Origin of the sequence: Nostoc sp. ChiVER01 (assembly GCF_034531155.1) — a bacterium.
In the GTDB taxonomy this organism is placed as follows: domain Bacteria; phylum Cyanobacteriota; class Cyanobacteriia; order Cyanobacteriales; family Nostocaceae; genus Nostoc.
On sequence record NZ_JAVRBS010000022.1, the window covers coordinates 1 to 22,155 of the forward strand.

The window sequence follows — 22,155 nt, forward strand, 5'->3', positions numbered from 1 at the left end:
GTTCGGCTTGGTCGTAGCGTCCTTGAGAATAGTAGAGATTTGCCAGGCTGTTCAGACTAGTGGCGAGAGAGGGATGTGCTTCTCCCAGCAAGCGTTTTCTCAGTTCTAAAGCTTGCAGCAACAGGGGTTCGGCTTGGTCGTAGCGTCCTTGAGAATAGTAGAGATTTGCCAGGCTGTTCAGACTAGTGGCAATATCGGGATGTGCTTCTCCCAGCAGGCGTTTACTTAGTTCTAAAGCTTGCAGATACAGGGGTTCGGCTTGGTCATAGCGTCCTTGAGATTCGTAGAGATTTGCCAAGTTGTGCAGGATGCTGGCAATATCGGGATGTGCTTCTCCCAGCAGGCGTTTTCTCAATTCTAAAGCTTGCAGAAACAGGGGTTCGGCTTGGTCGTAGCGTCCTTGAAAATTGTAAAGTAATGCCAGGTTGTTCAGGATGCTGCCAATATCGGGATGTGCTTCTCCCAGCAGACGTTTATAAAGTTCTAAAGCTTGCAGAAACAGGGGTTCGGCTTGGTTATAGCGTCCTTGAGAATTGTAAAGTAATGCCAAGTTGTTCAGGCTGACAACGACATCCGAATGTTCTTCTCCCAAACGGGTTTGCACGGTTGATAATCCTTGCTGATACCAAGGTGCTGCAAGGGTATACAAACCCTGTCCTTCATAGAATTTGCCCAAGCCAGTGAAAACCGATATTAAATTTTCATTCTCCACAACATCAATCAGATTTTGTGCGACCTCAGTTAAATGAGGAATTGCCAGTTGCACTGACTTGATATCCTCAAGGGTAGGAGATTCAGGTATTTCCTTACCAATTTTTACTAATACTGCGGCAAAGGCTTTTTTGAAGTCATCGGCTGTGCTTAACCCTGCCAATTTCCCCTGCAAAAACTCCCTAATTAAAGGATGAATTTTATAGCAACTTTCTCCTTCTACTACACTTTGAATTAAATGGCGCTTATAAAGTTGCTTTCTCGCCTCGTCAACATCTGCCTTTGCCCAATCTAGCTGCTGACTGACAGATTCAACTATTTGCCAAGGAATGATATCCGGGGCAAATAAACTCAACAACTCACCGACACGCTGTGTCATATAATCGAGTTGTTGCCAGCTTAATTCAAATACGGCTTCCAATTGAGATTTTTGTTGGGCTGGTAATTGCCGTAAAATCTCTGTCAAAGACAAATTTGGATCTTCTGCCAAATACGCGCCGACTAATTGCAAACCTAAAGGCAGATATCCCAGCCATTTACATAAATTTGCTGCCGTTTGTGGTTCCCGTTGCACCCGCCTATCATTCTCACCTAACAAAGCTATCAACAAATCCAAAGCATCGTTTGGTGAGAGTTCATCCAAAGTTATCTGTTGAACTGTTGAACCGAGATTTCGCAACCGAGTTGTGATTAATATACAGAAGCGGTTATCTGTTGGCAGAACTTGGCGAGAATTTTCCCAGTTAGTCACATCGTCAACATTGTCCAATACTACCAAGACTAGTCCTGTTTGTGGTTGCCAATTATGCCAGCACCATTTTGCTTGTTCCTGGGAAGTCAATAAGGTTTGCGGTACTTCCAGTTTCATGTAAAATTGAGCAAACTGCACAATCTCTGTTGCTAAGTCTGGTTTTCTGGCATCTAACCAGCAAAGCCCACCAGGATAATTGACTTTGTAGCGGTGTGCGTATTGTGTCACCAGTTCAGTTTTACCGATTCCTCCCATAGCAGCCACAGCCAAAATTGCTGCGTTGTCATTTTGCAGCAACTTTTTATGCACTTCTACAAGTCTCTCATCCCGCCCGACAAAGTGAGCGACACCCCGGTAAGGAATATTATTTGGAGAAGTTGACTGTAACTGCTGGGTAGGGGAATTGTAGATACGAATATCGCCTTGATAAACTGTTCCACCCTTAACCTGAGTTTGCCAGCCCTTAGCATTATCCTGGTTGCTTTGGTTCATGATGGCTCAATTCAAGAATTGGGGGGTGCATGATGAATGTTAATATCGCCTTGATAAACTGTTCCACCCTTAACCTGAGTTTGCCATCCCCTGACATTATCTTGATTGATTTGGGTCATATTGCTATTGTCTACTATCTTACCAGCCTCAATTTCACGAGCCAGTGTTTCTACTTCTTTAGCAAACTCCGGTTCTTCGTGTAAAACTATCTGTAAGTAAGCAGCAACCCTGTCTAAATCTGGTTTAGAGCCTTTTTCAGCAGCAACGAGGGCTGTTTCTGCTTTCAAATTTCCCCGTAACTTACCCCAAATCTTTTTTCGCAGCTCATCCATTTTAACAAGGGCTGCTTCAGTGAATTTCTCAACGGTTTTCTCAAATGCTTTGGTAAAAGCGAGAGTTGCGATCGCACTAGCTGTTATTGGTTCCAAAGTATCCTACCTTATCTGGCGACATCTTAACTGATGCATACAATAACAGATGTTTAGATTCCAGATAGAGGCAAATCCAGTTTCTCTGGTTAAAGTCGAGTGTACGCTGTCAAGGAAAACTTTCAACGTTATTAACCAAAGTTTTAACGTGAGTAACAATTGCTTTAACATTCATAAGAAAATATTTAATCTATGTTAGAAATGCTTAAACCTTTCTTATACATGCTTCAACGTGAGTAACAATTGCTTCAACATTCACAAGAAAATATTTAATCTTTGTTAGAAATGCTTAAACCTTTCTTATACATGCTTCAACGCGAGTAACTATTGCTTTAACATTTGCAAGAAATGCTTAAACCTTTCTTATAAATGCTTGAACGTGAGTAACTATTGCTTCAACATCCATAAGAAAATCTAAATTTACAGTTATGAGCGCCTCTACCTTTCGCTCATCCTCCCTCGCCTTTGTGCGAGATTTTTATCCAAAATCTGCGTTTACGGACTAAATAGGATAAATGTAAATAAGGTCTGGAAGCAATTTACTAGAAATTAATTCTAAATTTCACAAAATCTCTGCCAACTTTCCCACCAGAGTATTTGCCAAATCCAATAACCTGATATTATCTGTATCAATACTATTTCCTTCACCAGCTAACAACTGTCTCACAGCAGATAGCCTGTCATCTACTTCAGAAATTCTCCAAGATTCATCTAAGTTTACTGCAAAATCAAAGAGCGATCGCTCTCCTAAATGCTCTCTTACTTTCACGGCTACACTATCATTACTTACCAAAAATTCTTTGATAGTATCTAATTGAAAATTGCCTAAAATCTCGTCATTTCCCCACGTTTCTAGCCAGTCTCCCTCCACATCTTCAACGTAAATATTGACAAAATTAACACCGTAAGTTAGCCAGTTCTGCTGCATTTGTCGCGCCGTTGCTAAAGCTTCAGCAAATGTATCTACTTGATTGTTGCAGTGAGTTTCTCTTTTATTAGCCATAAAAGCTCTAATTAGCACGTAAGTATATAGGCTAGAACACAAACCCGAAATATCAAATTCCTGAAAATTCACGAAAATTTTAGATATTTGCCACCAGAAAGGTAATCACTGTTATACAGGGCCACGTTGACTAACTGGTTGACAAAATTAGCATCCTTGGGATTGTAACTTAAGAACAGCCCCCTCTCGATTTCCCACGATCGCAGTGTATTTTGCCAAGCTTCGTACTTTTGATGATTAAGTTCTTCACTAACACTGGTAATTTGAATGCACAGTGGTTGATTGTTACGACTAACAATTAAATCTGTTGCCATTGAAAGGTCGGCTATATAACGCTGCCAAAAACTACCTTCTCGCTGAACAATATCTTGAGCTATTGATTTAATGATATCATCATCTACCTGATTAAATTCGCCTGCCATCAATTTTTGCTTCCAAATATAAAACTTGGAGTCACTTGCATTAAACCATCTGGGAAATAAATAGCCATACCAATATCTCTCAATCGGCGTCATTAGGTCGAACTTTGCTTTTTGTTCTTCTTCTGAAGGTAATGATTTGATTATCAGCCAAATTGTCGAATCCGTAATTACCTCTAGTAAAAAGGCCGTGACAAAGGGTTTTGCAGTCAAGGAACCTGGTTTGATGTCTTTTATCCAACGATTGATTTCATCTAATCTTCTCGCTAAATTATAATCTATCGAGGAGGCTTGCTCGATAAGGGACTTTAGCTGATCCTTAATTTCTGTTGCTTGCAAACGATGCCCTACTTTCAGAAGATTACGCTTTTTTTACACATTGATAACTAGATTTTAACTTGAAAATGTCTTTAATTAATTTCCTAATGTCATCAGATATTCTCTATGTCGATGCCCTGTGTACGTAAAACCTCTCGCAATCGAGCAATTTCTTGCTCTGCCTGCTGGGCGCGTTCTTCTGCCTGCTGGACACGTTCTTCTGCCTGCTGGGCGCGTAAACGTTCTTGTTCAGCTAACTCTTCTGATGATAGGATCAATTCATTTTCAGTAGTGAAGAATCTTAATTTACCTTCATAAACTCCTAAATAAAGTTCTAACTGCTGACTCCACAAACGTCCATCAGTGGTTACTTCGATTTCTTGATACTTACCATCAACTAAATGAAATCCCTGAAGTTCCATTGTTACAGGCTCAAACCAGAAATAATCTGGTGTACGGAAGGTATCTTGATAAACTTCTTTTTTTAAACCTTTATCAACTGCTGTCGTTGAACTTGACAAAATTTCTACAATCACATTAGGATATTTGCCGTCTTCTTGCCAAACTACCCAACTCTTACGGTCTTTTTTCTGGGTTCCCAAAACTACAAAAAAGTCTGGCCCACGGAAATGTTCTGATTTTTTCTGGTTAGGACTGTAATAAATCGTCAAATTGCCAGAAGCATAAAAATCCTGCTTTTCTCGCCACCATAATTTTAGTATGCGAATCAGCAAATCGATTTGGTCGCGGTGTAGATCGCTTTCCAAGGGTGGTTCGTCACTAAGTATATCACCAGGAGGAAAAATAACTTCGTCTTCTGAAATACTATCAGAGATGATTTCTAAGGTAGCAGGTTCAGACATCAGCGATCGCTCCACAATCTATTTACTGAAAATTCGGTAACTGACAAATGGCTTTGAAAACTTGCAATAACTCAATTGCATCTGGAGATTGACTCAAGTTTAATAATGGCATCAACTCATAAGTTGCCTGGTTATCATGTCTTAGATAAACAAATTGATATAGCTGTCCATTAGTTACCAAGCCCCAAACTGATGGTTGTTGCTCTAAACTCTTAAAAGCATAAGTTAGTAATTGAGGTAAACCCTCAATCACATTAACCGAACTATTTTTTGTTTCAATCACTACAACCCAAAAAGGCGGCGCAATATTACTTTGGGGATTATTTATTGCTAAAATATCCATCCGTCCGGTAATTTTTCTGTCTTCATCTTCAACTGCGATCGCAATGCTATCTTCCATTGTCAACCGAATCGGCACATCGTAAAATCCTGAGAGCCGCATTAAGGGTGCGATCGTTAAAAATTTAACCAACCCTTCAGAAATTTTCCGATCGCTTAGGTAACGATCAAAGTCGTTTCTGATTCTTAATAAATCCTGCTGTTCAAACTCAGAGAGTGGTTCTAAAGTTAAGAAGTCTGTAAATGAAGCATTAGAAAGCTTTTCTATTTTGAGAAAGCGATGAACATCGTTGAGAGATAAGCTGCTAGCTTCGACAGTGAGGGGCATAATTTCAGGCGTTCTTTGTCAAGACTATTTATATTTTGCAATATTGGCGGTAGATAGGTTGCATGTAACCTGTTTACATTTCTTGCTCGCTTGCTTTTGCTAAATGAAAATGAATGTAAACTAAATAACTCAGTAATTTCTATTTAGCTTTATGAAAATCTAAACAGTGTCTAGCACAACTGGGCTAAGAATAGTTTTTAATCACAATAGCGATCGCACTCATAACTAACCATGTCTCAACCAACTATAGAATCAATCCTCCAAGAGAATCGCCTCTTCCATCCTGTCTCGGAATTCTCGCAAAATGCCCATATCAAAAGCCTGGAAGACTATCAGCGTCTCTACGATAAAGCCAAAGCCGATCCACAGCAATTTTGGGCAGATTTGGCTGGAACAGAATTAGAATGGTTCCAAAAATGGGATACAGTATTAGACTGGCAACCGCCTTTTGCTAAGTGGTTTGTTGGCGGTAAGATGAATATTTCTTACAACTGCCTTGACAGACATCTCACTACTTGGCGCAAAAACAAAGCAGCATTGATTTGGGAAGGAGAACCAGGTGATTCGCGTACCCTAACTTACGCCCAACTGCACCGGGAAGTTTGTCAGTTCGCCAATGTTTTGAAGCAACTAGGTGTACAAAAAGGCGATCGCGTTGGTATTTATATGCCAATGATTCCCGAAGCTGCGATCGCAATGTTAGCCTGTGCCAGAATTGGCGCACCCCACGGCGTGGTATTTGGTGGTTTTAGTGCCGAAGCTTTGCGCGATCGCTTAATTGATGCCAAAGCTAAACTGGTAATCACAGCTGATGGTGGTTGGCGCAAAGATGCGATCGTTCCTCTCAAAGAACAGGTAGACAAAGCCTTAGCTGATGGTGCTGTTCCCAGCGTTGAAAATGTCCTCGTTGTTAAGCGCACCGGACAAGAAACTTATATGCAGTTGGGGGGACGCGATCATTGGTGGCATGATTTGCAAAAGGGAGTATCGGCAGATTGTCCCGCCGAACCAATGGACAGCGAAGATATGCTGTTTGTCCTCTACACTTCTGGTAGCACAGGCAAACCGAAGGGTGTAGTGCATACAACTGCTGGTTATAATTTGTATACCCATATCACCACCAAGTGGATCTTTGACCTGCAAGACACAGATGTATATTGGTGTACTGCCGATGTAGGTTGGATTACGGGACACAGCTACATTGTCTACGGCCCGCTTTCCAACGGTGCAACCACGGTGATGTATGAAGGTGCGCCCCGTGCCTCTAATCCTGGCTGTTTCTGGGATGTAATTGAAAAATACGGTGTTAATATTTTTTATACTGCACCTACGGCAATTCGGGCATTTATTAAGATGGGTGAACAACATCCGAATGCGCGAAACCTATCTTCATTGCGTTTGTTGGGAACCGTCGGCGAACCAATTAACCCAGAAGCTTGGATGTGGTATCACAAAGTAATTGGTAGCGATCGCTGTCCAATTGTTGATACTTGGTGGCAAACAGAAACAGGCGGTATCATGATTACACCGTTACCAGGGGCGATTCCCACTAAACCAGGTTCCGCAACTCTTCCCTTTCCAGGAATTATTGCAGATGTCGTAGATTTGGAAGGAAACACCGTACCCAATAACGAAGGCGGTTATCTAGCAGTACGTCATCCTTGGCCAGGAATGATGCGGACAGTCTACGGCGATCCAGAACGCTTCCGCCGCACCTACTGGGAACACATTCCACCCAAAGATGGTAACTACACTTACTTTGCTGGTGATGGTGCGAGGCAAGATGAAGACGGTTACTTTTGGGTAATGGGTCGTGTGGATGACGTATTGAATGTATCAGGGCATCGGCTCGGTACAATGGAAGTAGAATCAGCTTTAGTTTCGCATCCAGCAGTTGCAGAAGCGGCGGTAGTGGGTAAACCAGATGAACTTAAGGGTGAAGAAGTAGTTGCTTTTGTGACTTTAGAAGGCACTTATCAAGCAAGTGAGGAACTGAGTAAAGAACTCAAACTGCACGTTGTCAAAGAAATAGGTGCGATCGCGCGTCCCGGAGAAATTCGCTTTACAGACTCTTTGCCCAAAACGCGATCAGGTAAGATTATGCGGCGCTTGCTGCGAAATCTAGCCGCCGGACAAGAGGTATCTGGAGATACTTCGACATTAGAAGATAGAAGCGTGTTGGATAAATTGCGCGAAGGGACGTAAGTAATTTTAAATGAGGTTAGTAGGGGCGCATATATGTGCGCCTTTACCGTCTGTCTTGTGATGCATTACGCCATTACGCACCTCATTTATCATAAATATTAGAAGATTATTGAGGCATTCAGGGCGATGAAAGTAGAGCGCAAACTGAAATCAGCATTTGTTCAATCTTTTAGCGGTATGACGCTGAGTATTATCACTGTAATTGGTTTATCACCATTAGTGTTAGCGGTTCCTGCAAAAGTTTCTTTGCATTCCCCTGGACAGTCGGTTGAGAGACAACCACAAAAACTAGCGCAGTTTTCAGACACAGGGCCATCACAGCGATCGCAAATGCTGCAACAAGCCAATGCTTTATTTAATCAAGGAGAGTTGACAGGTGCAGAGGAAAATTTACGCAAATTCATAAAACAATTTCCAGACGATGCTTTCGGACACTTTCAACTAGGAAATGTGCTTTTTCGGCAAAAGAAACCAGAAGAAGCAATTAGTTCTTATCAAGAAGCGATTCGCCTCCAGCCAAAATACGCTCTAGCTTACAATGCGATGGGTATGGTTTACGCTAGCGAAAGTCGCTGGGAAGAAGCCATTACTCAATATAAAAAAGCTTTAGAAATTAATCCTAATTATGGCGAGGGGCTAACTAATTTTGCACTAGCATTGTGGCAAACAAATAAAAAAGACGAAGCGCTATCTTCTTTAGAAAAAGCTTTAAAAATTTTCAAAGAACAAAATAGAGGTGAAAAAGTTAACCAAGTAGAAAGAATCTTGAAAGAGATCAAAACTGCTGACGATCCTAGTGTTTCATGAAAATCACATTATTCCGCAGATAAAATTTCAAAAAAGTTGCTGAAAATTAGCTTTAAAGGTGCTTTACAAAAACTGTGATCACTTATTATACGGCAGTTGCTGCGGAATCTGGCTGCTGGGTAAGAGGTATCTGGTTTATTGTAGGGTGGGCTTTCCAGTCCACCCTCTTAAAAGCATCGAAATAGAATAATTGTTCAGACAAATCTTTGGTTAAAGCCTATGACTTCCTTTTCGGCATTAACTTTACCTGACCACACCTAGTTACCAGACTCAGATGGTACATTCGTAGAAAATCTTCAGGAACACCCGCAAAGCATTTTAATTACAGATTCAATTAAACCTGTTTTAGAGCAACTTCATCCTGATAGTCAATATTGTATTGAACAAGATTCTGGTATATACTGGCGATTTACAGATCCGCCTGAAAAGAGGGCTGAAGCACCAGACTGGTTTTATGTACCCAATGTACCGCGATTAAGAAACATTTTTTCGTTATGAAATCATGTACTTAGTAATGTATAATTAAGCCCAAGAGTTCAGGGTGCTTGTCAAGTATTAAATTAACTTGCTAGTACTGCTAAAGCATTTTGTATGTCTAAATCTGCAATCACCGTCACCGTCAAATTGTTTGCTGCTTATCAAGAAGCCTTTAGGGTTTCGGAACTAGTGCTGGAATTTCCCAATAGTATGCCAGTCAAAACAGTATGCGATCGCCTCATAGCTGAACACCCCGAACTCTCCCAATGGCGTGAGATCACCCGCTTTGGAATTAATCTAATATTTGTTGAACCAGATACCCTACTACAAGATGGGGATGAAGTTGTGCTGATTCCACCAGTAAGTGGCGGCTAGCAAAGAAGTTAGGTTAGGAGTTAAAAATTAAAAACTTTTAACTGATAACTAATGACTATCGCGTTGCAGTTTGATTTATTTTTACATTAGCATATATATTAATCTCTACTTTGCTTTACTGCAAACTCTTGTTTTAGAAGGAAGAGTGAAAAACTATCGTCTAAGCAATAGCACTTATAATGCAAAATCCAATGCTAGCAATTGCAAATCTTTTTGAATATATATTTAAAGCTACGACTCCCAACAGCACAGAAGAATACCAAGAGCAATACCAAGGAGCAGCAAACATAAATAATATTAAAGTAACCCATCCTATACTTATACTAAGATTAGTTTCCGAATAATTTTTTTTCCAATATGGTTTTATCAAAATAATCAAGTAAGAAACTACAAATATAGAAAATATTATAGGTTTAATTATTGAGTATAAAGTATGTTGGAAACTTAGAGAAAGGTTTAGAATTTTCAAACTTAGTAAACTCTTTACCAAAGCATATAATGAATAGCCTACTTTTTCTCCAACCCCAGGATTTAAAAGGCTTTTCCAAGCATCAAATGTAGGTAAAGCTATAACAGAAGTGGCAAAAAGTATACCTAAAGAGATACAAACAGCACTAAAGATAATTTTCCACCGTTGTTGTTTAATCAAATAAACAAAGATTAGAGGCAACCAAATAATTGGTAATGTTTTAATTAAAAAACCAATCCAAGCTGTGACAATTGCAGTTATATAATTATGATTTTTTAGGCATATTATTAAAGTAATTAAAACTGTAGAAATTAATACATCAATATGTGCATTTGTAACCTGCTCATACAGCAAAAATGGGTTAACTAAATATGCAATTGTTATATTAACTTTATGAGGAGATGTTTTTAAATGCTGCCATATTAAAGAACTATTTAATATATGGAATGAAAGACATATTAATTTAAATACATAAATTCCCAAAGTTGGGGTGATTGCAACGAAAATAGCGGAAAACATAAAAAATAGTTGAGATATAGGCCCATAAGTTGAAGTCTGTTTCCAAACCAGGAATGGAGATAACTTTGAGGTAAATGTGCTTGCAGCATTAATAAAAGGATTAATTCCATTTAAATCCATCAAGCCATAATGTACGTATAGATTAATGTCAGTAGTTATTGGATAACTTATAAAGGCAATTAACAAAAAAAATGAACTATTTTTTAATATTTTTCTAAAACTTATATCTCTTTTTTTGTTGATTATTAACCATAGAAAATATATAATAAGTAAACAACGGTATTCTATATCTACTCTTATTTTGTCAATGGTTTTAGAAAAATCAGGTAAATATTGACCTGATGAATTAGCTAAAGCCTCAAGGTTAAAAGAATAAGCCCTAATTGCTAATTCAACACACAATATTAATGAGAATACTATCGCAAGACCTAACAATATTTGGTTTTTTTTCTGATTGCTATAATTATCAAGATTTAGCATAATCATCCAAAAATTATTCAATAAAGTTTTTACTTGTCTTACCAAAATAGAGGTTTATTTGTCATTTAACTCTATACAATTAAATGCGTCTAAACCCGTCTATTTTATTTGAAATCTAGATTTTTCAGTCCTGGTTGAGTTTTGAGCTTTTTCCTAATTCCGATAAACTACGGTTTTCAAGGCAGATGCGGTTTAAATCAATATTACTATAAAGTTATATAGTAAAGCTGAACATCTTCAATTACTTTAGCAGGGATTGATATTGGCATTAAGCTAAGATGCTTGCATAAAATGGAAATTAAGTTTGAAAATCCTTCTCAGTTCTGCATTTCAACTATTTTGAGTATGAGGTAAATTATAATTGCAAATACTTGGCATATATTTTGCTCTTTCCCCACATAATCGTTATGCTAATTGAAATATCTGGTATGTAAAAGTTTAAACCTGTTATCAAGCATCAACTAACAGTCAAGAAACCAAAAAGTTTTTCTCCAATGAGCAGCAATTGTTTTCAATCAATATACTATATATCTCTATTTTTGGCGAAAGTATTGCTTTATGAATCACTTTTAAAATAATGGGGAGTGGTATAATTCAATTAATTGAAAAATGCAGTCAATATTTTTTGCAGATTTTACCGTTGGCAAGACAATTTTCTTGTTGTCCTCACTCGTTTGTAATCAAACTGCTTAGAAGTCGGACATGCAAATTTTACTCAATAGCTTTAAGACTTAGCAGCTAGCTTTACTAAGTGATCTAACTCTTGCTGCATCTGACTAACAACTAATTCATAACATTCATTGACATAGTAGCGATCGCTGGCTGCTTCGGGGCCATAACGTTGAAATACAATTGGCGGACAAACCTGCGTGTACATGGACACAGGCAATGGAATATTGGGTAACGGGCCAATTGCTAATCCCCAAGGCAGTCCAAGATAGACTGGAAAAACTTCCGGATCAATCCCCAACAGCCAAGGCATCCCCCATTCGTGCAGTTGCCGCACAATTTTATAGCAGTCAGCCAATATAATCAGCGTATCGTGAGCGCCCCAGGAAATCACAGGGACAATCGGCACATTTTCCCGCAACGCTAACTTGATAAATCCTTGTCGTCCCACAAAGTAGATTTTGTTACGTAAATAATGCGGTCGGAAGATATCTTCGGCTCCACCTGGATAAACTAGCAGACTCGCTCCAGAGCGCAAGGCAGCATAAGCCATTTTCGGATGAGCCATAATTGCTCCAGCCTTAGCAACCAGTTGCGCTAGTGGTGGGCTAACCTGCCAAACCTTCGGATGCATCAAACCATAAATAGGTTGCTCCACACCAAATTGCCGGAACCAGTCGTACATCATCATTGTCATATCGGGAGCCGCGAGTCCTCCATTATGCGAACCGACAAATAAGACTTTTTCTTGGGGTGGAATATTATCCCAGCCACTAGTTTGAACTCGGAAATAGTAGTGATAGAAAAAGCCCAACAGAGGCATTAGAGATTCTATGAACTTTGGATCTCGCTCATCCAAAGACCAACCGGGTTTTTTGTTTATGAGACTTTGCTTTTTTGACATCGATGCATTTTAACAGGATTGGTAAAGGTCAAACAATTCTTTGTTAGGTATGACCAGGTTTGCTCCATTGCACAAAATTTGATTCGTCTAAAGACTTTAAATCAGTTTCTTCTCTAACAGCAGCTAATTCCAACTTAATTAGTTTTGCTTGATCTTTGATTTTCTGTAATAAGTATGAGTTTTTAAGGTTTAACAAACTTCGGTATTGCCCAGCAAGCCAGGAATCTCCTTAAAAGAGCGTTCATATTTTAAGTTACCTTGGTAAATGCATTTTCTCTATTTATTTTTACATAGTTTAGGTTTTTTCTGCTTAGTTAACACCAAAAAGCTCATAACAACGGTATGTAATGATTTAATTGGCATAATTACATTTTGGAGTATGAACGTATTTCTTCTATGCAAGTTGTGGGTTATTGGATCTGTTTTTAGTCACTAGATAGAAAATTTGTCTCTCCTTGAGTAACAAGAAAAAACTGTGTGCGTTCCTCAGTTAACAACAAACTTATTGCCATTACCAATTCAGAGCAGCTTCCAGCAAGCGTACCTACTGCATAAGAGGGCATAGCATTACCAATAAGGGAAACCAAGGTTCCTACAAATAACCACGGCCATTTCAGGCTAAACCAAATACCGATGCCAATTAGTACGACAAATAGATTAACTACAATCGTGATAATTGGTGGGCCGCTCAAGTTGGCAACATGATAGCGTAGGATTCCTGCGAACTCTATTGGAACTAGTTGAAGCCCTGTATAGCGAGTGATAATATCTATTGCTGTAAGTCCCAATGCGATTACCCAAGATAAAATCCGCACTACTGTATTAGCCCAATTAGCTCCGGCGCGGTGAGCGAGTTCAACACCAATCACAATAAATAGCGGTACAACTAAATAATGTAATAGAAAGCGCAGCATAGAGAGAGTTTTTAAAAGCTCTCCTTCACCAATCAGACTTCCTATTGAAAGAATAATATTGTCATAGCTAATGCTAACTAGTACTATAGGCAACACAATCATTGCTAGGCTAGTTGATTGCTGCCACATACGAATTGCCCAGCCGATTAATACCCATTCGATCAAGATAAGACTGAAATGTGTTACGGGATAAATTATTGACATAAGTAATATATTTACATAGCGTCAACATAATTCATAATTAGTAATTTATAATTTAAAGATTGTATGGTCTACTGAGTGAAGTATCCACGCCCTTTAAGACCACACTCACTCAAAATTAAGTAAAGGCTACTGTACAGTTTCTATAATTTATTTATGAATTATAAATTTTTTGGTCATCTATTCCAAGCACAAATATTGAGAGATGAAGCTGATTCAGCTAATTTGTGCTTGGAATAAAAGCTAGATCGACTTATTCACTGAATTTGTGGCTTTAATTTATGCTTGAAAGTAGTGTCTAAAAATCATCCGATAAAACAACTGTGAGTTTGGTGTCAGGTTCTGGTGCAAAACCACTTCCTTCAGCTACATAAGTAATTACTCCTCCTGCTTCTAAAACAGCAGGCCCACCACAAGCTTTAATTAAATCAACACCGTCTTTCACCTTAATATCTTGACAACCAAATTCAAGTCCATTTGGGCTAGAAATCTTAATCTTGTTAATTGTTCCAGTTTCACCAGTTGGCAAAAAAAGTTTAGCAGAGCGAATAACTGTTGTAGCTGGCAAAGGAATTGGTGTTGTTGTGTCGATACTGAACTTTCCTCCAGTAATTTGAGCTTTTTCCGTAATAATTAAAGTAGCAAGCGTGCTTGGCGCGGCGATTGCTGATGTAGAAAAACAGAATATAAGAAATGATAGGGCAAATGCAAAAATCTTTGCTGGATTGATGAACATCTTCAATGAATTCATGATGATTCTCCTTTTTAAATTTTACAAATTCTCTTGGTCTAGGCTCAATAGTCTTATCTGGTGATTTTTAGCTATTTATGCAAACTTTAAAAAAATCATAGGTTTTATTCCCTAATAACCAAAACGTCTTTTACTCTGTCGTCTAGCAAGATAATGCGCTGACATTATTCTAGGGGCGTTTCAAAGTGATACCAAAGCTCATCAGTAATCAAAAGGAAGTAACAAAATTTGATTACTAGCGCCAAAGATTGATTTATAAAAGTTTTAGTTATGTACAACTTGCTTCTGAATTGACTAGCCAAACAGAGAGCAGAGCGATCGCTACACTAACTAGAATAAAGCAATAAATGTAGCCGAAGCTATCCACAATCCTACTGAATGTGTGCCGATTCCCTGGCTGAGAAACAAGCTGAAGGCGAACAGCGAAACAGCAGTACCTCGTGCTTCCGGGGAAAGCTCAGTGGCTTGGGTTTGGAGAGTGCTGTGCATCATATAAAAGCCCAATTCCATTAAAATACTTAAGGGGATAAATAGCAATAGACTAACTGAAAGGACAAAGGAAACCCAGATACAGTAAGCGGTTTCCAATCCAAAATCTAAAATCTAAAATTCAAAATGGTATAAAAGAGTTACTGTTCAATAAATCTTCTTTGTCTTTCTTCGATAAAAAAGCGTGCGAGTCTCATGCAAATAGAGCAGCCTCTTATAATTAATGCCGCCCAACCAGACAAACTAAAACAATTCCTTCCACAACCTTTAATTATCTCTAGCCCAGTCGCAGGTTGGAATGGTTTTTATTTTGCCTATCATCGCCAGTCAAACTATCAACTCCCTGAAACATTGCCTTTCCAGAACATTATTACTATTTATACTAGAGAGTTTCAGGCTAAATTAAAAATTAACGGACACTGGCAAAGTAAATCTTATGCAACAACTGATGTCGGTATTTTTCCTGCTCATCAAATTTCTCCAGCAGTACAATTTGAACAGGAGTTAGGTTTTATCCACATCGGTCTTGAACCAGCAATGATTACTCGTGTTGCCTATGAGTCAGTAAATGCTGATGCAGTTGAAATTGTACAACAACTGCAAACCCACGATCCACTGATTCAACAAATTGGACTGACACTCAAGCAGGAAATAGAAAATAGTGGATTTAATAGTTCCTTGTATATAGAGTCAGCAGTAAATCTGCTGGCAGTGCATTTATTAAAACGTTACTCGACGCAAAAATTCATTATTCGAGAATATACAGGTGGATTACCAAAACATAAATTAAAAGAAGCCATTGCTTATATCAACGATAACTTAGACCAAAATTTGTCTTTAGCAGAAATTGCTGCGATCGCACAGATTAGCCCGCATTATTTTGCTAGCTTATTTAAGCAATCAATGGGAATAGCACCTCACCAATATATTACTAAATGTCGAGTCGAAAGAGCAAAATATTTACTTGCAAAGCGAGAATTATCAGTTATACAAGTCTCCCAAATAGTAGGATTTCAAAGTCAAAGTCATTTTACCAAGGTTTTTCGCAAATATATCGGCATCACTCCTCAAGCATTTAAGAAGCTACACTGAATTTTTTGGAAGATAACGCTAGTTTTCGGAAGATAACGTGAGACGGTATGATCTTGTAAAAGCTAGACTCAATAGTTATCACTACACTTTGAGTCCTATAGTTTAAAAAAATGACACAACTAAAACCAGCCGAAGAAATGCCCGGTACCTTTGGGCTACCTATTTTAGGTGAAACTCTGCGATTATTTGCTACTCAAGGATGGGGATTGACGAAGAACTACCAACGCTACGGGCCCATTTTTAAAACCAGTATTTTAGGAAATAAATATGCAGTTTTGGTAGGGACGGAAGCAAATCGACTAATTCTGCAAGAACAAGCTGATCGTGTATCTTCCTACTTAGGATGGAAAGTAGCTATGGAGCATATTTTCGGGCGACCAATGATGCTTCAAGATGGTGAAGAACATCGCCGCACTCGTCGCTTAATGGCTCCAGCGTTTCATGGAAAAGCCATTGCTAACTATTTTGACATTATGCAAACTGAAGTTAACAACTGCTTAGAAAACTGGATGGAAGACAGCCCAATTTTTATTAAGAATGAATTTAATCAGTTAGCATTGCGAATTGGGATTCGGCTATTATTAGGTGTTCAAGTACAAAGCGAAGTTGAGCAAGTCGAACAGTTGTATAACACTTTGACGCAGGGAGCATTAGCATTATTGCGGCTAGATATACCGTTTACAAAATATGGTCGTTCCCAAAATGCTCGTCGTCAGCTTAAAGCTTTCTTACAAAAAATTATCAGCGAACGCAAACTTCAAGGCAACTTACAGGAGTCTTGTGAAGTATTAGGATTGTTTTTAGCAGCAGTAGATGAAGAGGGGAATGCTTTAGCCGACTCACAGATTATAGACGAACTGATACACTTATTGAATGCGGCACATTTCACTACTGCTACATCCTTAACGTGGGCAATGGTTGAACTGGCAGCGCGTCCGCAATGGCGCGCGACACTCCGCCAAGAACTGGCAGAAGTTGTAGGAGATGAACCTTTAAACTTGGGACACCTTAAGCAACTTAATCAAATGACTTATTTTTTGAAAGAAATAGAACGACTTTACAATCCCGCAGGTGTAGTACTATTTCGGGGAGTTGTAAAAGAAATTGAATATGCAGGATACCGCATTCCTCCTGGTTGGGTGGTGATTATTACTCAAGGATTAACGCATCGCATGAGCGAGATTTATACTAACCCAGAAAGTTTTGAGCCAGAACGCTTTGCCCCTCCCCGCGAAGAAGATAAAAAAGACTCCTTTGCTTTAATTGGTTTTGGTGGTGGTGAACATATATGCATTGGAATGGAGTTTGCCAAGATGGAAATTAAGATTTTTTTGGCAACGTTGCTGCAACGATATGATTGGAAAGTGACACCAGAATATGAATCTAACAACTATCATCAACTACCTTTTCAAGTAGAAGGAAAATTACAGGCGCAAATCAGCAACCTCGAACTAAAAAACTAAGCTCAACATCAGCTTGTATCCGTTGCTAACCTATTCACTCGGTTTTCTTATTTGTTAAGCACAAATTGCTCTAGATCGTGAAACTGCCCTTTGAAGAAGCCATGCTGTTTCAGTACACCCTGACTCTGAAAACCTAACTTTTTTAGCAGCTTTTTAGAGGCTATGTTGTCCAGCATGACTTGGGCAACAACAAAACGCAAACCCATTTTTTCAAACCCAAATTGCAAGATGGTACGCACTGCCTCTGTCATAATGCCTTGTCTCCAAAAAGTATTGGCAAGCTCATAACCAACCTCAGCAGACTGTTCTTGTGGGTTCCATGTAAACCCACAAGAACCAATCATAACGTTGTCTTGCTTACGGGCAATTCCCCAGCGAATTGCATCTCCTCGCTCAAACCGCTTGGCTCTACGTTCAACAACAGCAATGGCTTCTTCAATAGAAGTGAAAGTATCAAGATCGTGAAACTGAGTCACGCCTGGATCGGAGAATACAGCAAAGATAGCCTCAGCATCCTGCAACGTTGTCTCACGAAGAAGGAGCCTTTCTGTTTCTAATTCAGGAAAGGAAGATAGTGAGAAATCGTTGCCCATAGTTGCGACTAATGATCTGGGTTTAGAGCTAAATTAGCGATCGCCATAGTAACAAGACAATTTCATTAGGCTTAAGGTTGAATAGTCTTCGCCGACTGGTTAAATAACAAATCCCGTGACTTATCTGGATCGAGCGCCTGAGTTTTCAGTGCTTCTGCTTTCTCGTAGGCGCGAATTGTTGCTGGACGGGCTTTAATTGCCTCAAACCAGCGTTTGAGATTAGGAAAATCTTCTAGATTCTGACTTTGGCGTTCATAGGGTACAATCCAGGGATAGGCAGCAATATCGGCGATAGAATAATCACCAGCCACAAATTCTCTATCTGCTAATTGCTTATTCAGCACTCCATATAAGCGTCCCGTCTCATTCACGTAGCGGTTAATCGCATATTCAATCTTTTCAGGAGCATAGGCGCTAAAGTGATGATTTTGTCCCGCCATTGGCCCCAGTCCTCCCATTTGCCAGAACAACCATTCTAAAACTTGAGTGCGATTACGTAAATCTTGAGGGATTAATTTCCCGGTTTTTTCTGCCAAGTATAGCAAGATTGCACCAGACTCAAATACCGAAATCGGCGCACCTCCATCTGCGGGTTCTTGGTCAACGATCGCAGGGATGCGATTGTTAGGAGAAATCTTTAAAAATTCGGGTTTAAATTGATCCCCAACCCCAATATTCACAGGAATTATGGTATATTGCAAACCGACTTCTTCTAAAAAAATCGTAATTTTATGACCGTTTGGGGTTGTCCAATAATAAAGATCGATCATGATTATCTTCCCTAAAATTGTGCAATTGTTTTTTAAGCTAATAGTGCGGACAGCTTTTTCGGATTTCTTACAAAATCTGAAAAGAAGAGGGCGAAAGCTGCAAAAATGTATTAGGACTTACGCAAAATCATGATAAAACGAACCGCAAAGGACGCAAAGGACACAAAGGAATAAGAGTTTCAGAGAGTTTTTGCGTAAGTCCTGTGTATATACAGTAAGTATTTTAGCACTTTATACCCAAAAGAATTGTCCTAGAGTTAAGATGGAAAATCGCTTTCAGTATGGAGCTATAGCCCTATACTGGACTATTTTGCTGGGCTATTAATAATTTTGCATTACAAAAAAAAACACGTAATGCTTAAAAAAAATTAACTAGTTCATCTGTAGGGATAATGGCGCTTTTCGAGAAGTTGTGTAGTAAAATTGCAACTCCAAAACCGAGAATTTCAAATAATTTAGAGAGTAGCTTATGAGTGAAAAGACAGTAAAACTGATTGAAGGAAGCTTATTGCCAAAAGGAGATTATGTTTCATCAGGATTTTCCACTATCCAGCCAGATTCATATTTCCCAAAATTATATTTGGGAAATAAATATGATTCTTTTTGGCTGCCAAAAATGTTACTACAAGCGATCGCTATAAACAAACCTATCAAGCAAGACTAGCTTTAACAATTACAATATTCGTCTCTCTACTGCAAAGAAGCTATCACTGGCAGCTTGCTATGTGGCTAATTTTATTCCTTGGTAGTCCAAAAATGCACGAGTCATTTTTGAAGTGTAGTAAGCAAAAAGCTCTGCCTTTAGTTGTTTCAAAGAGGCAGAGCTTAAGTAAGTGTATTTCTCGGCTAGAGTTGAGAAATGAGATAAATAAATTGTTTAAGTTTTGTTAGTCTAATTTCCGTCTATTTGGTTTTTTCCCACTATTCCAGTTGCTTCTAAAGCTAGCTCACCTGCTGTGTAAATTCCAAGTGCTGTCATGCCTCCAGCCTGAGTTACTGCGCTGCCTGCATTATTCAAAGTTTTTATTGTGGCATGCTCAAGTGTTTTTGTAACTTTCTTCCACCAACTTTTACCTCCTGTTATTTGTTCGCAGCATTCATCTGATAAGTCTTCAAACAATTCTTCTTGGTTTTCAACTATCAGGCTTTTATTTCTAGACATAGTGAATTATTCTCCCAAATAAAGAAATACGAAAATTTACTTTTTATGTTTTGAGCAAGAAAATAATATTTTTTCTTACTCTAACTATTAATTAGATTAATCAAAAAGAATGTATGTGCACAGACTTGACAATTCAGACTTGGAAAGATAGCAAGCCCTATAACAATTTTTTTGCTCTTTTCTCAGTATTTATTATGAGCATTTTCTTATCTAACCTTAGTAAGTAAGTATATGAAATTTAATCTGTTATATAGCCTTTATTACTATAATTATCAAGCTTTTTAATATATAAAAGTTTTGATGTGTTGATATGTAAATAATATTTATAAAAGAATCATAAATTATTTATAGCCTTGCAGGATTTGCTTAAAGTTATCAATAAATATTTCTAAGTTTGTTCTACGTATTTTCCTTTAAATTGATTTTATGAGCAGGTATCAATTGTATAAGACGCTCAACTGGCGTAGCTGCTGTAGTTTGCAAGCAAGACATTGGTTTTCGTTTTTGCATGTCTGTGGGTGGCGCGATCGCGTGGAGGTAAGAAATCCCTCTGCGAACAATCGCCTTAATTAGTCTTGGCTTAATACTTTGCCTTGTCTGTTACCGAAAACCTTTATCTTTAATGGCAGCGACCATTATACTTTTTCATAGCGGTGATTTGGCGATCGCAGCCCAAACTCTATGGTGAACCTGAAGAATTGGTGTAGGATATGTTGCTTCGAGTAATGTCGCCAATTCCTGGTCAAATACTTCTACCTTTTCTGGTGTCATACTGGCTCCCACACCAGCACTAGCACGAATTCTTCCCCGCCAAGCTTCGTGTGTATAAGACACAAATACATCATAAGAAAATGTGCGGATTTCTCGGAATCCTCCTTCGCCAATGTCTTGTAACCACAAGGGATACATTCCATTACCGCCATCCAAATTCCACGCTGGATTATGAGCCTTGATCAGTTGTTCTGTTGCTTCAACAACATTACCTTTTAAGGGTATCCAATCAAAATGAGCGATCGCGATCGAGCCATTTTTTCTCAATATTCGAGTAATTTCTTGGACAGCACGGGGACGATCAAACCAATGCCAACACTGTCCGGCTGTCACCACATCCGCACTTGCGTTTGGTAACTCAGTATTCTCAGCAGTTGCAACTCGATAATCTACTTTGAGTTCAATAGATTCGCTTAACAGTCTCGCTTGTTCTAAAAGTGAAACTGATGGATCTATGCCAATGACATAAGCACCTCTATCGGCAAAGCCCCGCGCTAATGTTCCTGTTCCTGTACCAAGGTCAACAATATTCTGCCCTGGTAAACCTATACCATATTCAGACAGTTTGTTAAATAATGAACTGGGAAAGCCAGCGCGGTGTTTTGCATAATCAGTAGCAGTTGCACCAAAATCAATATTCATACCTGCAAAACTATTCTTGTAACAATTGTCTTGCCTAAAAGTTCTCTACCCACGGGCGTAGTTCTACTTCATAAGTCCAAGCACTGCGAGGTTGGCGTAAAATGCTGAGATAAGTTTGAGCGATCGCATCTGGGTCAAGAGTACTATCAGGATTATCTGCTGGATCTTGGCGGACTGTGGAGCGGATTGCCCCATCAATCACGAAATGCGCCACATGAATATTCTTTGGTGCTAATTCTCTAGCAATACTCTGAGCCAAACCGCGCAGTGCAAATTTACCCATTGCAAAGGGAGCAGACTGAGCATAACCCTTGACACTCGCTGAGGCTCCAGTAAAAAAGATAGCACCGCCACCAAGCTGCAAAAACCTTTTGGTAGCAGCTTGGGCAACGAGAAAGCCGCCATAAGCAGTTACATCTAGGGTTTTTGCCACCTCACCAGGGTCAAGATCAACAAGAGGCCCCCTCACTCGGTAACTAGGATTATAAACGACAATATTCGGGGAACCAATTTTATTATCAATATCAATAAATAACTGTTCTACTTCATCTGGGTTTGAGGCATCAGCAGCAAAACTAACTGCGCCAATTTCACTGCTTAATTGAGTGAGTTTTTCAATTTGGCGAGCCGCTAAAGCTACGGTGAATCCTTCTTTGGCAAATAGGCGAGCTAAAGATGCGCTTAGTCCACTACCTGCACCGACAATTAAAGCTGTTGTTGCCATAAATTTAATTCTCCTTGTTAGGATTA

General features: G+C 39.0%; 22 protein-coding genes and 1 pseudogene. 7 read left to right on the forward strand and 16 right to left on the reverse strand.

Annotated features, from left to right (window positions below; all coding sequences use genetic code 11):
* From RMY00_RS24745 to RMY00_RS24770, 6 genes are all read right to left on the reverse strand, one after another.
* On the reverse strand, window positions 1-1,954 hold a 1,954-nt coding region (locus RMY00_RS24745), incomplete at its 3' end, for a tetratricopeptide repeat protein (protein ID WP_322650082.1).
* Window positions 1,955-1,965: 11 nt separating this feature from the next.
* Entirely contained in the window at window positions 1,966-2,382 is a 417-nt protein-coding gene (locus RMY00_RS24750) for a hypothetical protein (RefSeq protein WP_322650083.1), read from the reverse strand.
* Window positions 2,383-2,944: 562 nt separating this feature from the next.
* Window positions 2,945-3,385 (reverse strand): hypothetical protein, encoded by a 441-nt coding sequence (locus RMY00_RS24755; protein WP_322650084.1) that lies wholly within the window; start codon window positions 3,383-3,385, stop codon window positions 2,945-2,947.
* Between the two features lie 68 nt (window positions 3,386-3,453).
* A complete protein-coding gene (locus RMY00_RS24760; RefSeq protein WP_322650085.1) occupies window positions 3,454-4,143 on the reverse strand; it encodes a hypothetical protein in 690 nt (229 codons plus the stop codon).
* Between the two features lie 92 nt (window positions 4,144-4,235).
* Entirely contained in the window at window positions 4,236-4,985 is a 750-nt protein-coding gene (locus tag RMY00_RS24765) for a Uma2 family endonuclease (protein WP_322650086.1), read from the reverse strand.
* A 22-nt stretch (window positions 4,986-5,007) separates the two neighbouring features.
* Window positions 5,008-5,652: a restriction endonuclease subunit R gene (locus tag RMY00_RS24770; RefSeq protein ID WP_322650087.1), complete on the reverse strand. Its 645-nt coding sequence runs from the start codon at window positions 5,650-5,652 to the stop codon at window positions 5,008-5,010.
* A 231-nt stretch (window positions 5,653-5,883) separates the two neighbouring features.
* On the opposite strand from RMY00_RS24770, the gene acs reads away from it, so the two are divergent.
* The 4 genes and pseudogenes from acs to RMY00_RS24790 all read left to right on the forward strand — a co-directional run bounded on the left by acs (window position 5,884) and on the right by RMY00_RS24790 (window position 9,516).
* Window positions 5,884-7,857, forward strand: coding sequence for an acetate--CoA ligase (gene acs, locus RMY00_RS24775; protein WP_322650088.1), 1,974 nt, complete (start codon window positions 5,884-5,886; stop codon window positions 7,855-7,857).
* 126 nt (window positions 7,858-7,983) lie between these two features.
* A complete protein-coding gene (locus RMY00_RS24780) occupies window positions 7,984-8,664 on the forward strand; it encodes a tetratricopeptide repeat protein (RefSeq protein WP_322650089.1) in 681 nt (226 codons plus the stop codon).
* Between the two features lie 219 nt (window positions 8,665-8,883).
* Window positions 8,884-9,147, forward strand: a pseudogene (locus tag RMY00_RS24785) (Uma2 family endonuclease); the annotation flags it as partial.
* A 108-nt stretch (window positions 9,148-9,255) separates the two neighbouring features.
* A complete protein-coding gene (locus tag RMY00_RS24790; RefSeq protein WP_322650090.1) occupies window positions 9,256-9,516 on the forward strand; it encodes a MoaD/ThiS family protein in 261 nt (86 codons plus the stop codon).
* Window positions 9,517-9,676: 160 nt separating this feature from the next.
* On the opposite strand, the gene RMY00_RS24795 is transcribed toward RMY00_RS24790, so the two are convergent.
* The 5 genes from RMY00_RS24795 to RMY00_RS24815 all read right to left on the reverse strand — a co-directional run bounded on the left by RMY00_RS24795 (window position 9,677) and on the right by RMY00_RS24815 (window position 15,011).
* The gene (locus tag RMY00_RS24795; RefSeq protein ID WP_322650091.1) at window positions 9,677-11,029 is read right to left on the reverse strand and encodes a hypothetical protein; all 1,353 of its coding nucleotides are present in this window, start codon (window positions 11,027-11,029) and stop codon (window positions 9,677-9,679) included.
* A gap of 679 nt (window positions 11,030-11,708) precedes the next feature.
* Window positions 11,709-12,557: a lysophospholipid acyltransferase family protein gene (locus RMY00_RS24800; protein WP_322650092.1), complete on the reverse strand. Its 849-nt coding sequence runs from the start codon at window positions 12,555-12,557 to the stop codon at window positions 11,709-11,711.
* A 425-nt stretch (window positions 12,558-12,982) separates the two neighbouring features.
* Window positions 12,983-13,675, reverse strand: a complete 693-nt coding sequence (locus RMY00_RS24805; protein ID WP_322650093.1) for a hypothetical protein — start codon at window positions 13,673-13,675, stop codon at window positions 12,983-12,985.
* Window positions 13,676-13,970: 295 nt separating this feature from the next.
* Window positions 13,971-14,423: a hypothetical protein gene (locus RMY00_RS24810; RefSeq protein ID WP_322650094.1), complete on the reverse strand. Its 453-nt coding sequence runs from the start codon at window positions 14,421-14,423 to the stop codon at window positions 13,971-13,973.
* Between the two features lie 330 nt (window positions 14,424-14,753).
* Window positions 14,754-15,011: a hypothetical protein gene (locus RMY00_RS24815; RefSeq protein ID WP_322650095.1), complete on the reverse strand. Its 258-nt coding sequence runs from the start codon at window positions 15,009-15,011 to the stop codon at window positions 14,754-14,756.
* 96 nt (window positions 15,012-15,107) lie between these two features.
* On the opposite strand from RMY00_RS24815, the gene RMY00_RS24820 reads away from it, so the two are divergent.
* Together RMY00_RS24820 and RMY00_RS24825 are read left to right on the forward strand one after the other, a co-directional pair.
* Window positions 15,108-16,004 carry an AraC family transcriptional regulator gene (locus tag RMY00_RS24820; protein ID WP_322650096.1) on the forward strand — a complete coding sequence of 299 codons (897 nt, stop codon included), beginning with the start codon at window positions 15,108-15,110 and terminating at the stop codon, window positions 16,002-16,004.
* Between the two features lie 110 nt (window positions 16,005-16,114).
* The gene (locus RMY00_RS24825; RefSeq protein WP_322650097.1) at window positions 16,115-17,467 is read left to right on the forward strand and encodes a cytochrome P450; all 1,353 of its coding nucleotides are present in this window, start codon (window positions 16,115-16,117) and stop codon (window positions 17,465-17,467) included.
* A 47-nt stretch (window positions 17,468-17,514) separates the two neighbouring features.
* On the opposite strand, the gene RMY00_RS24830 is transcribed toward RMY00_RS24825, so the two are convergent.
* Window positions 17,515-18,060: a GNAT family protein gene (locus tag RMY00_RS24830; protein ID WP_322650098.1), complete on the reverse strand. Its 546-nt coding sequence runs from the start codon at window positions 18,058-18,060 to the stop codon at window positions 17,515-17,517.
* Window positions 18,061-18,131: 71 nt separating this feature from the next.
* Window positions 18,132-18,830: a glutathione binding-like protein gene (locus RMY00_RS24835; RefSeq protein WP_322650099.1), complete on the reverse strand. Its 699-nt coding sequence runs from the start codon at window positions 18,828-18,830 to the stop codon at window positions 18,132-18,134.
* Between the two features lie 469 nt (window positions 18,831-19,299).
* On the opposite strand from RMY00_RS24835, the gene RMY00_RS24840 reads away from it, so the two are divergent.
* On the forward strand, window positions 19,300-19,494 hold the full coding sequence (locus RMY00_RS24840; protein ID WP_322650100.1) for a hypothetical protein: 195 nt from the start codon (window positions 19,300-19,302) through the stop codon (window positions 19,492-19,494).
* A 228-nt stretch (window positions 19,495-19,722) separates the two neighbouring features.
* Here RMY00_RS24840 and RMY00_RS24845 read toward each other — a convergent pair whose 3' ends face one another.
* From RMY00_RS24845 to RMY00_RS24855, 3 genes are all read right to left on the reverse strand, one after another.
* The gene (locus tag RMY00_RS24845; RefSeq protein ID WP_322650101.1) at window positions 19,723-19,992 is read right to left on the reverse strand and encodes a hypothetical protein; all 270 of its coding nucleotides are present in this window, start codon (window positions 19,990-19,992) and stop codon (window positions 19,723-19,725) included.
* A gap of 645 nt (window positions 19,993-20,637) precedes the next feature.
* Window positions 20,638-21,405 (reverse strand): class I SAM-dependent methyltransferase, encoded by a 768-nt coding sequence (locus RMY00_RS24850; RefSeq protein WP_322650102.1) that lies wholly within the window; start codon window positions 21,403-21,405, stop codon window positions 20,638-20,640.
* A 34-nt stretch (window positions 21,406-21,439) separates the two neighbouring features.
* On the reverse strand, window positions 21,440-22,129 hold the full coding sequence (locus RMY00_RS24855) for an SDR family NAD(P)-dependent oxidoreductase (RefSeq protein ID WP_322650103.1): 690 nt from the start codon (window positions 22,127-22,129) through the stop codon (window positions 21,440-21,442).
* Window positions 22,130-22,155 lie beyond the last annotated feature (26 nt).

What these genes read in the sequence shown, in the direction of transcription:
- RMY00_RS24850 (WP_322650102.1), bottom strand. Translation starts at nt 21,405, where the DNA reads ATGAATATTGATTTTGGTGCAACTGCTACTGATTATGCAAAACACCGC.
- RMY00_RS24835 (WP_322650099.1), bottom strand. Translation starts at nt 18,830, where the DNA reads ATGATCGATCTTTATTATTGGACAACCCCAAACGGTCATAAAATTACG.
- RMY00_RS24840 (WP_322650100.1), top strand. Translation starts at nt 19,300, where the DNA reads ATGAGTGAAAAGACAGTAAAACTGATTGAAGGAAGCTTATTGCCAAAA.
- RMY00_RS24800 (WP_322650092.1), bottom strand. Translation starts at nt 12,557, where the DNA reads ATGTCAAAAAAGCAAAGTCTCATAAACAAAAAACCCGGTTGGTCTTTG.
- RMY00_RS24790 (WP_322650090.1), top strand. Translation starts at nt 9,256, where the DNA reads ATGTCTAAATCTGCAATCACCGTCACCGTCAAATTGTTTGCTGCTTAT.
- acs (WP_322650088.1), top strand. Translation starts at nt 5,884, where the DNA reads ATGTCTCAACCAACTATAGAATCAATCCTCCAAGAGAATCGCCTCTTC.
- RMY00_RS24825 (WP_322650097.1), top strand. Translation starts at nt 16,115, where the DNA reads ATGACACAACTAAAACCAGCCGAAGAAATGCCCGGTACCTTTGGGCTA.
- RMY00_RS24755 (WP_322650084.1), bottom strand. Translation starts at nt 3,385, where the DNA reads ATGGCTAATAAAAGAGAAACTCACTGCAACAATCAAGTAGATACATTT.
- RMY00_RS24855 (WP_322650103.1), bottom strand. Translation starts at nt 22,129, where the DNA reads ATGGCAACAACAGCTTTAATTGTCGGTGCAGGTAGTGGACTAAGCGCA.
- RMY00_RS24830 (WP_322650098.1), bottom strand. Translation starts at nt 18,060, where the DNA reads ATGGGCAACGATTTCTCACTATCTTCCTTTCCTGAATTAGAAACAGAA.
- RMY00_RS24820 (WP_322650096.1), top strand. Translation starts at nt 15,108, where the DNA reads ATGCAAATAGAGCAGCCTCTTATAATTAATGCCGCCCAACCAGACAAA.
- RMY00_RS24765 (WP_322650086.1), bottom strand. Translation starts at nt 4,985, where the DNA reads ATGTCTGAACCTGCTACCTTAGAAATCATCTCTGATAGTATTTCAGAA.
- RMY00_RS24770 (WP_322650087.1), bottom strand. Translation starts at nt 5,652, where the DNA reads ATGCCCCTCACTGTCGAAGCTAGCAGCTTATCTCTCAACGATGTTCAT.
- RMY00_RS24780 (WP_322650089.1), top strand. Translation starts at nt 7,984, where the DNA reads ATGAAAGTAGAGCGCAAACTGAAATCAGCATTTGTTCAATCTTTTAGC.
- RMY00_RS24845 (WP_322650101.1), bottom strand. Translation starts at nt 19,992, where the DNA reads ATGTCTAGAAATAAAAGCCTGATAGTTGAAAACCAAGAAGAATTGTTT.
- RMY00_RS24810 (WP_322650094.1), bottom strand. Translation starts at nt 14,423, where the DNA reads ATGAATTCATTGAAGATGTTCATCAATCCAGCAAAGATTTTTGCATTT.
- RMY00_RS24805 (WP_322650093.1), bottom strand. Translation starts at nt 13,675, where the DNA reads ATGTCAATAATTTATCCCGTAACACATTTCAGTCTTATCTTGATCGAA.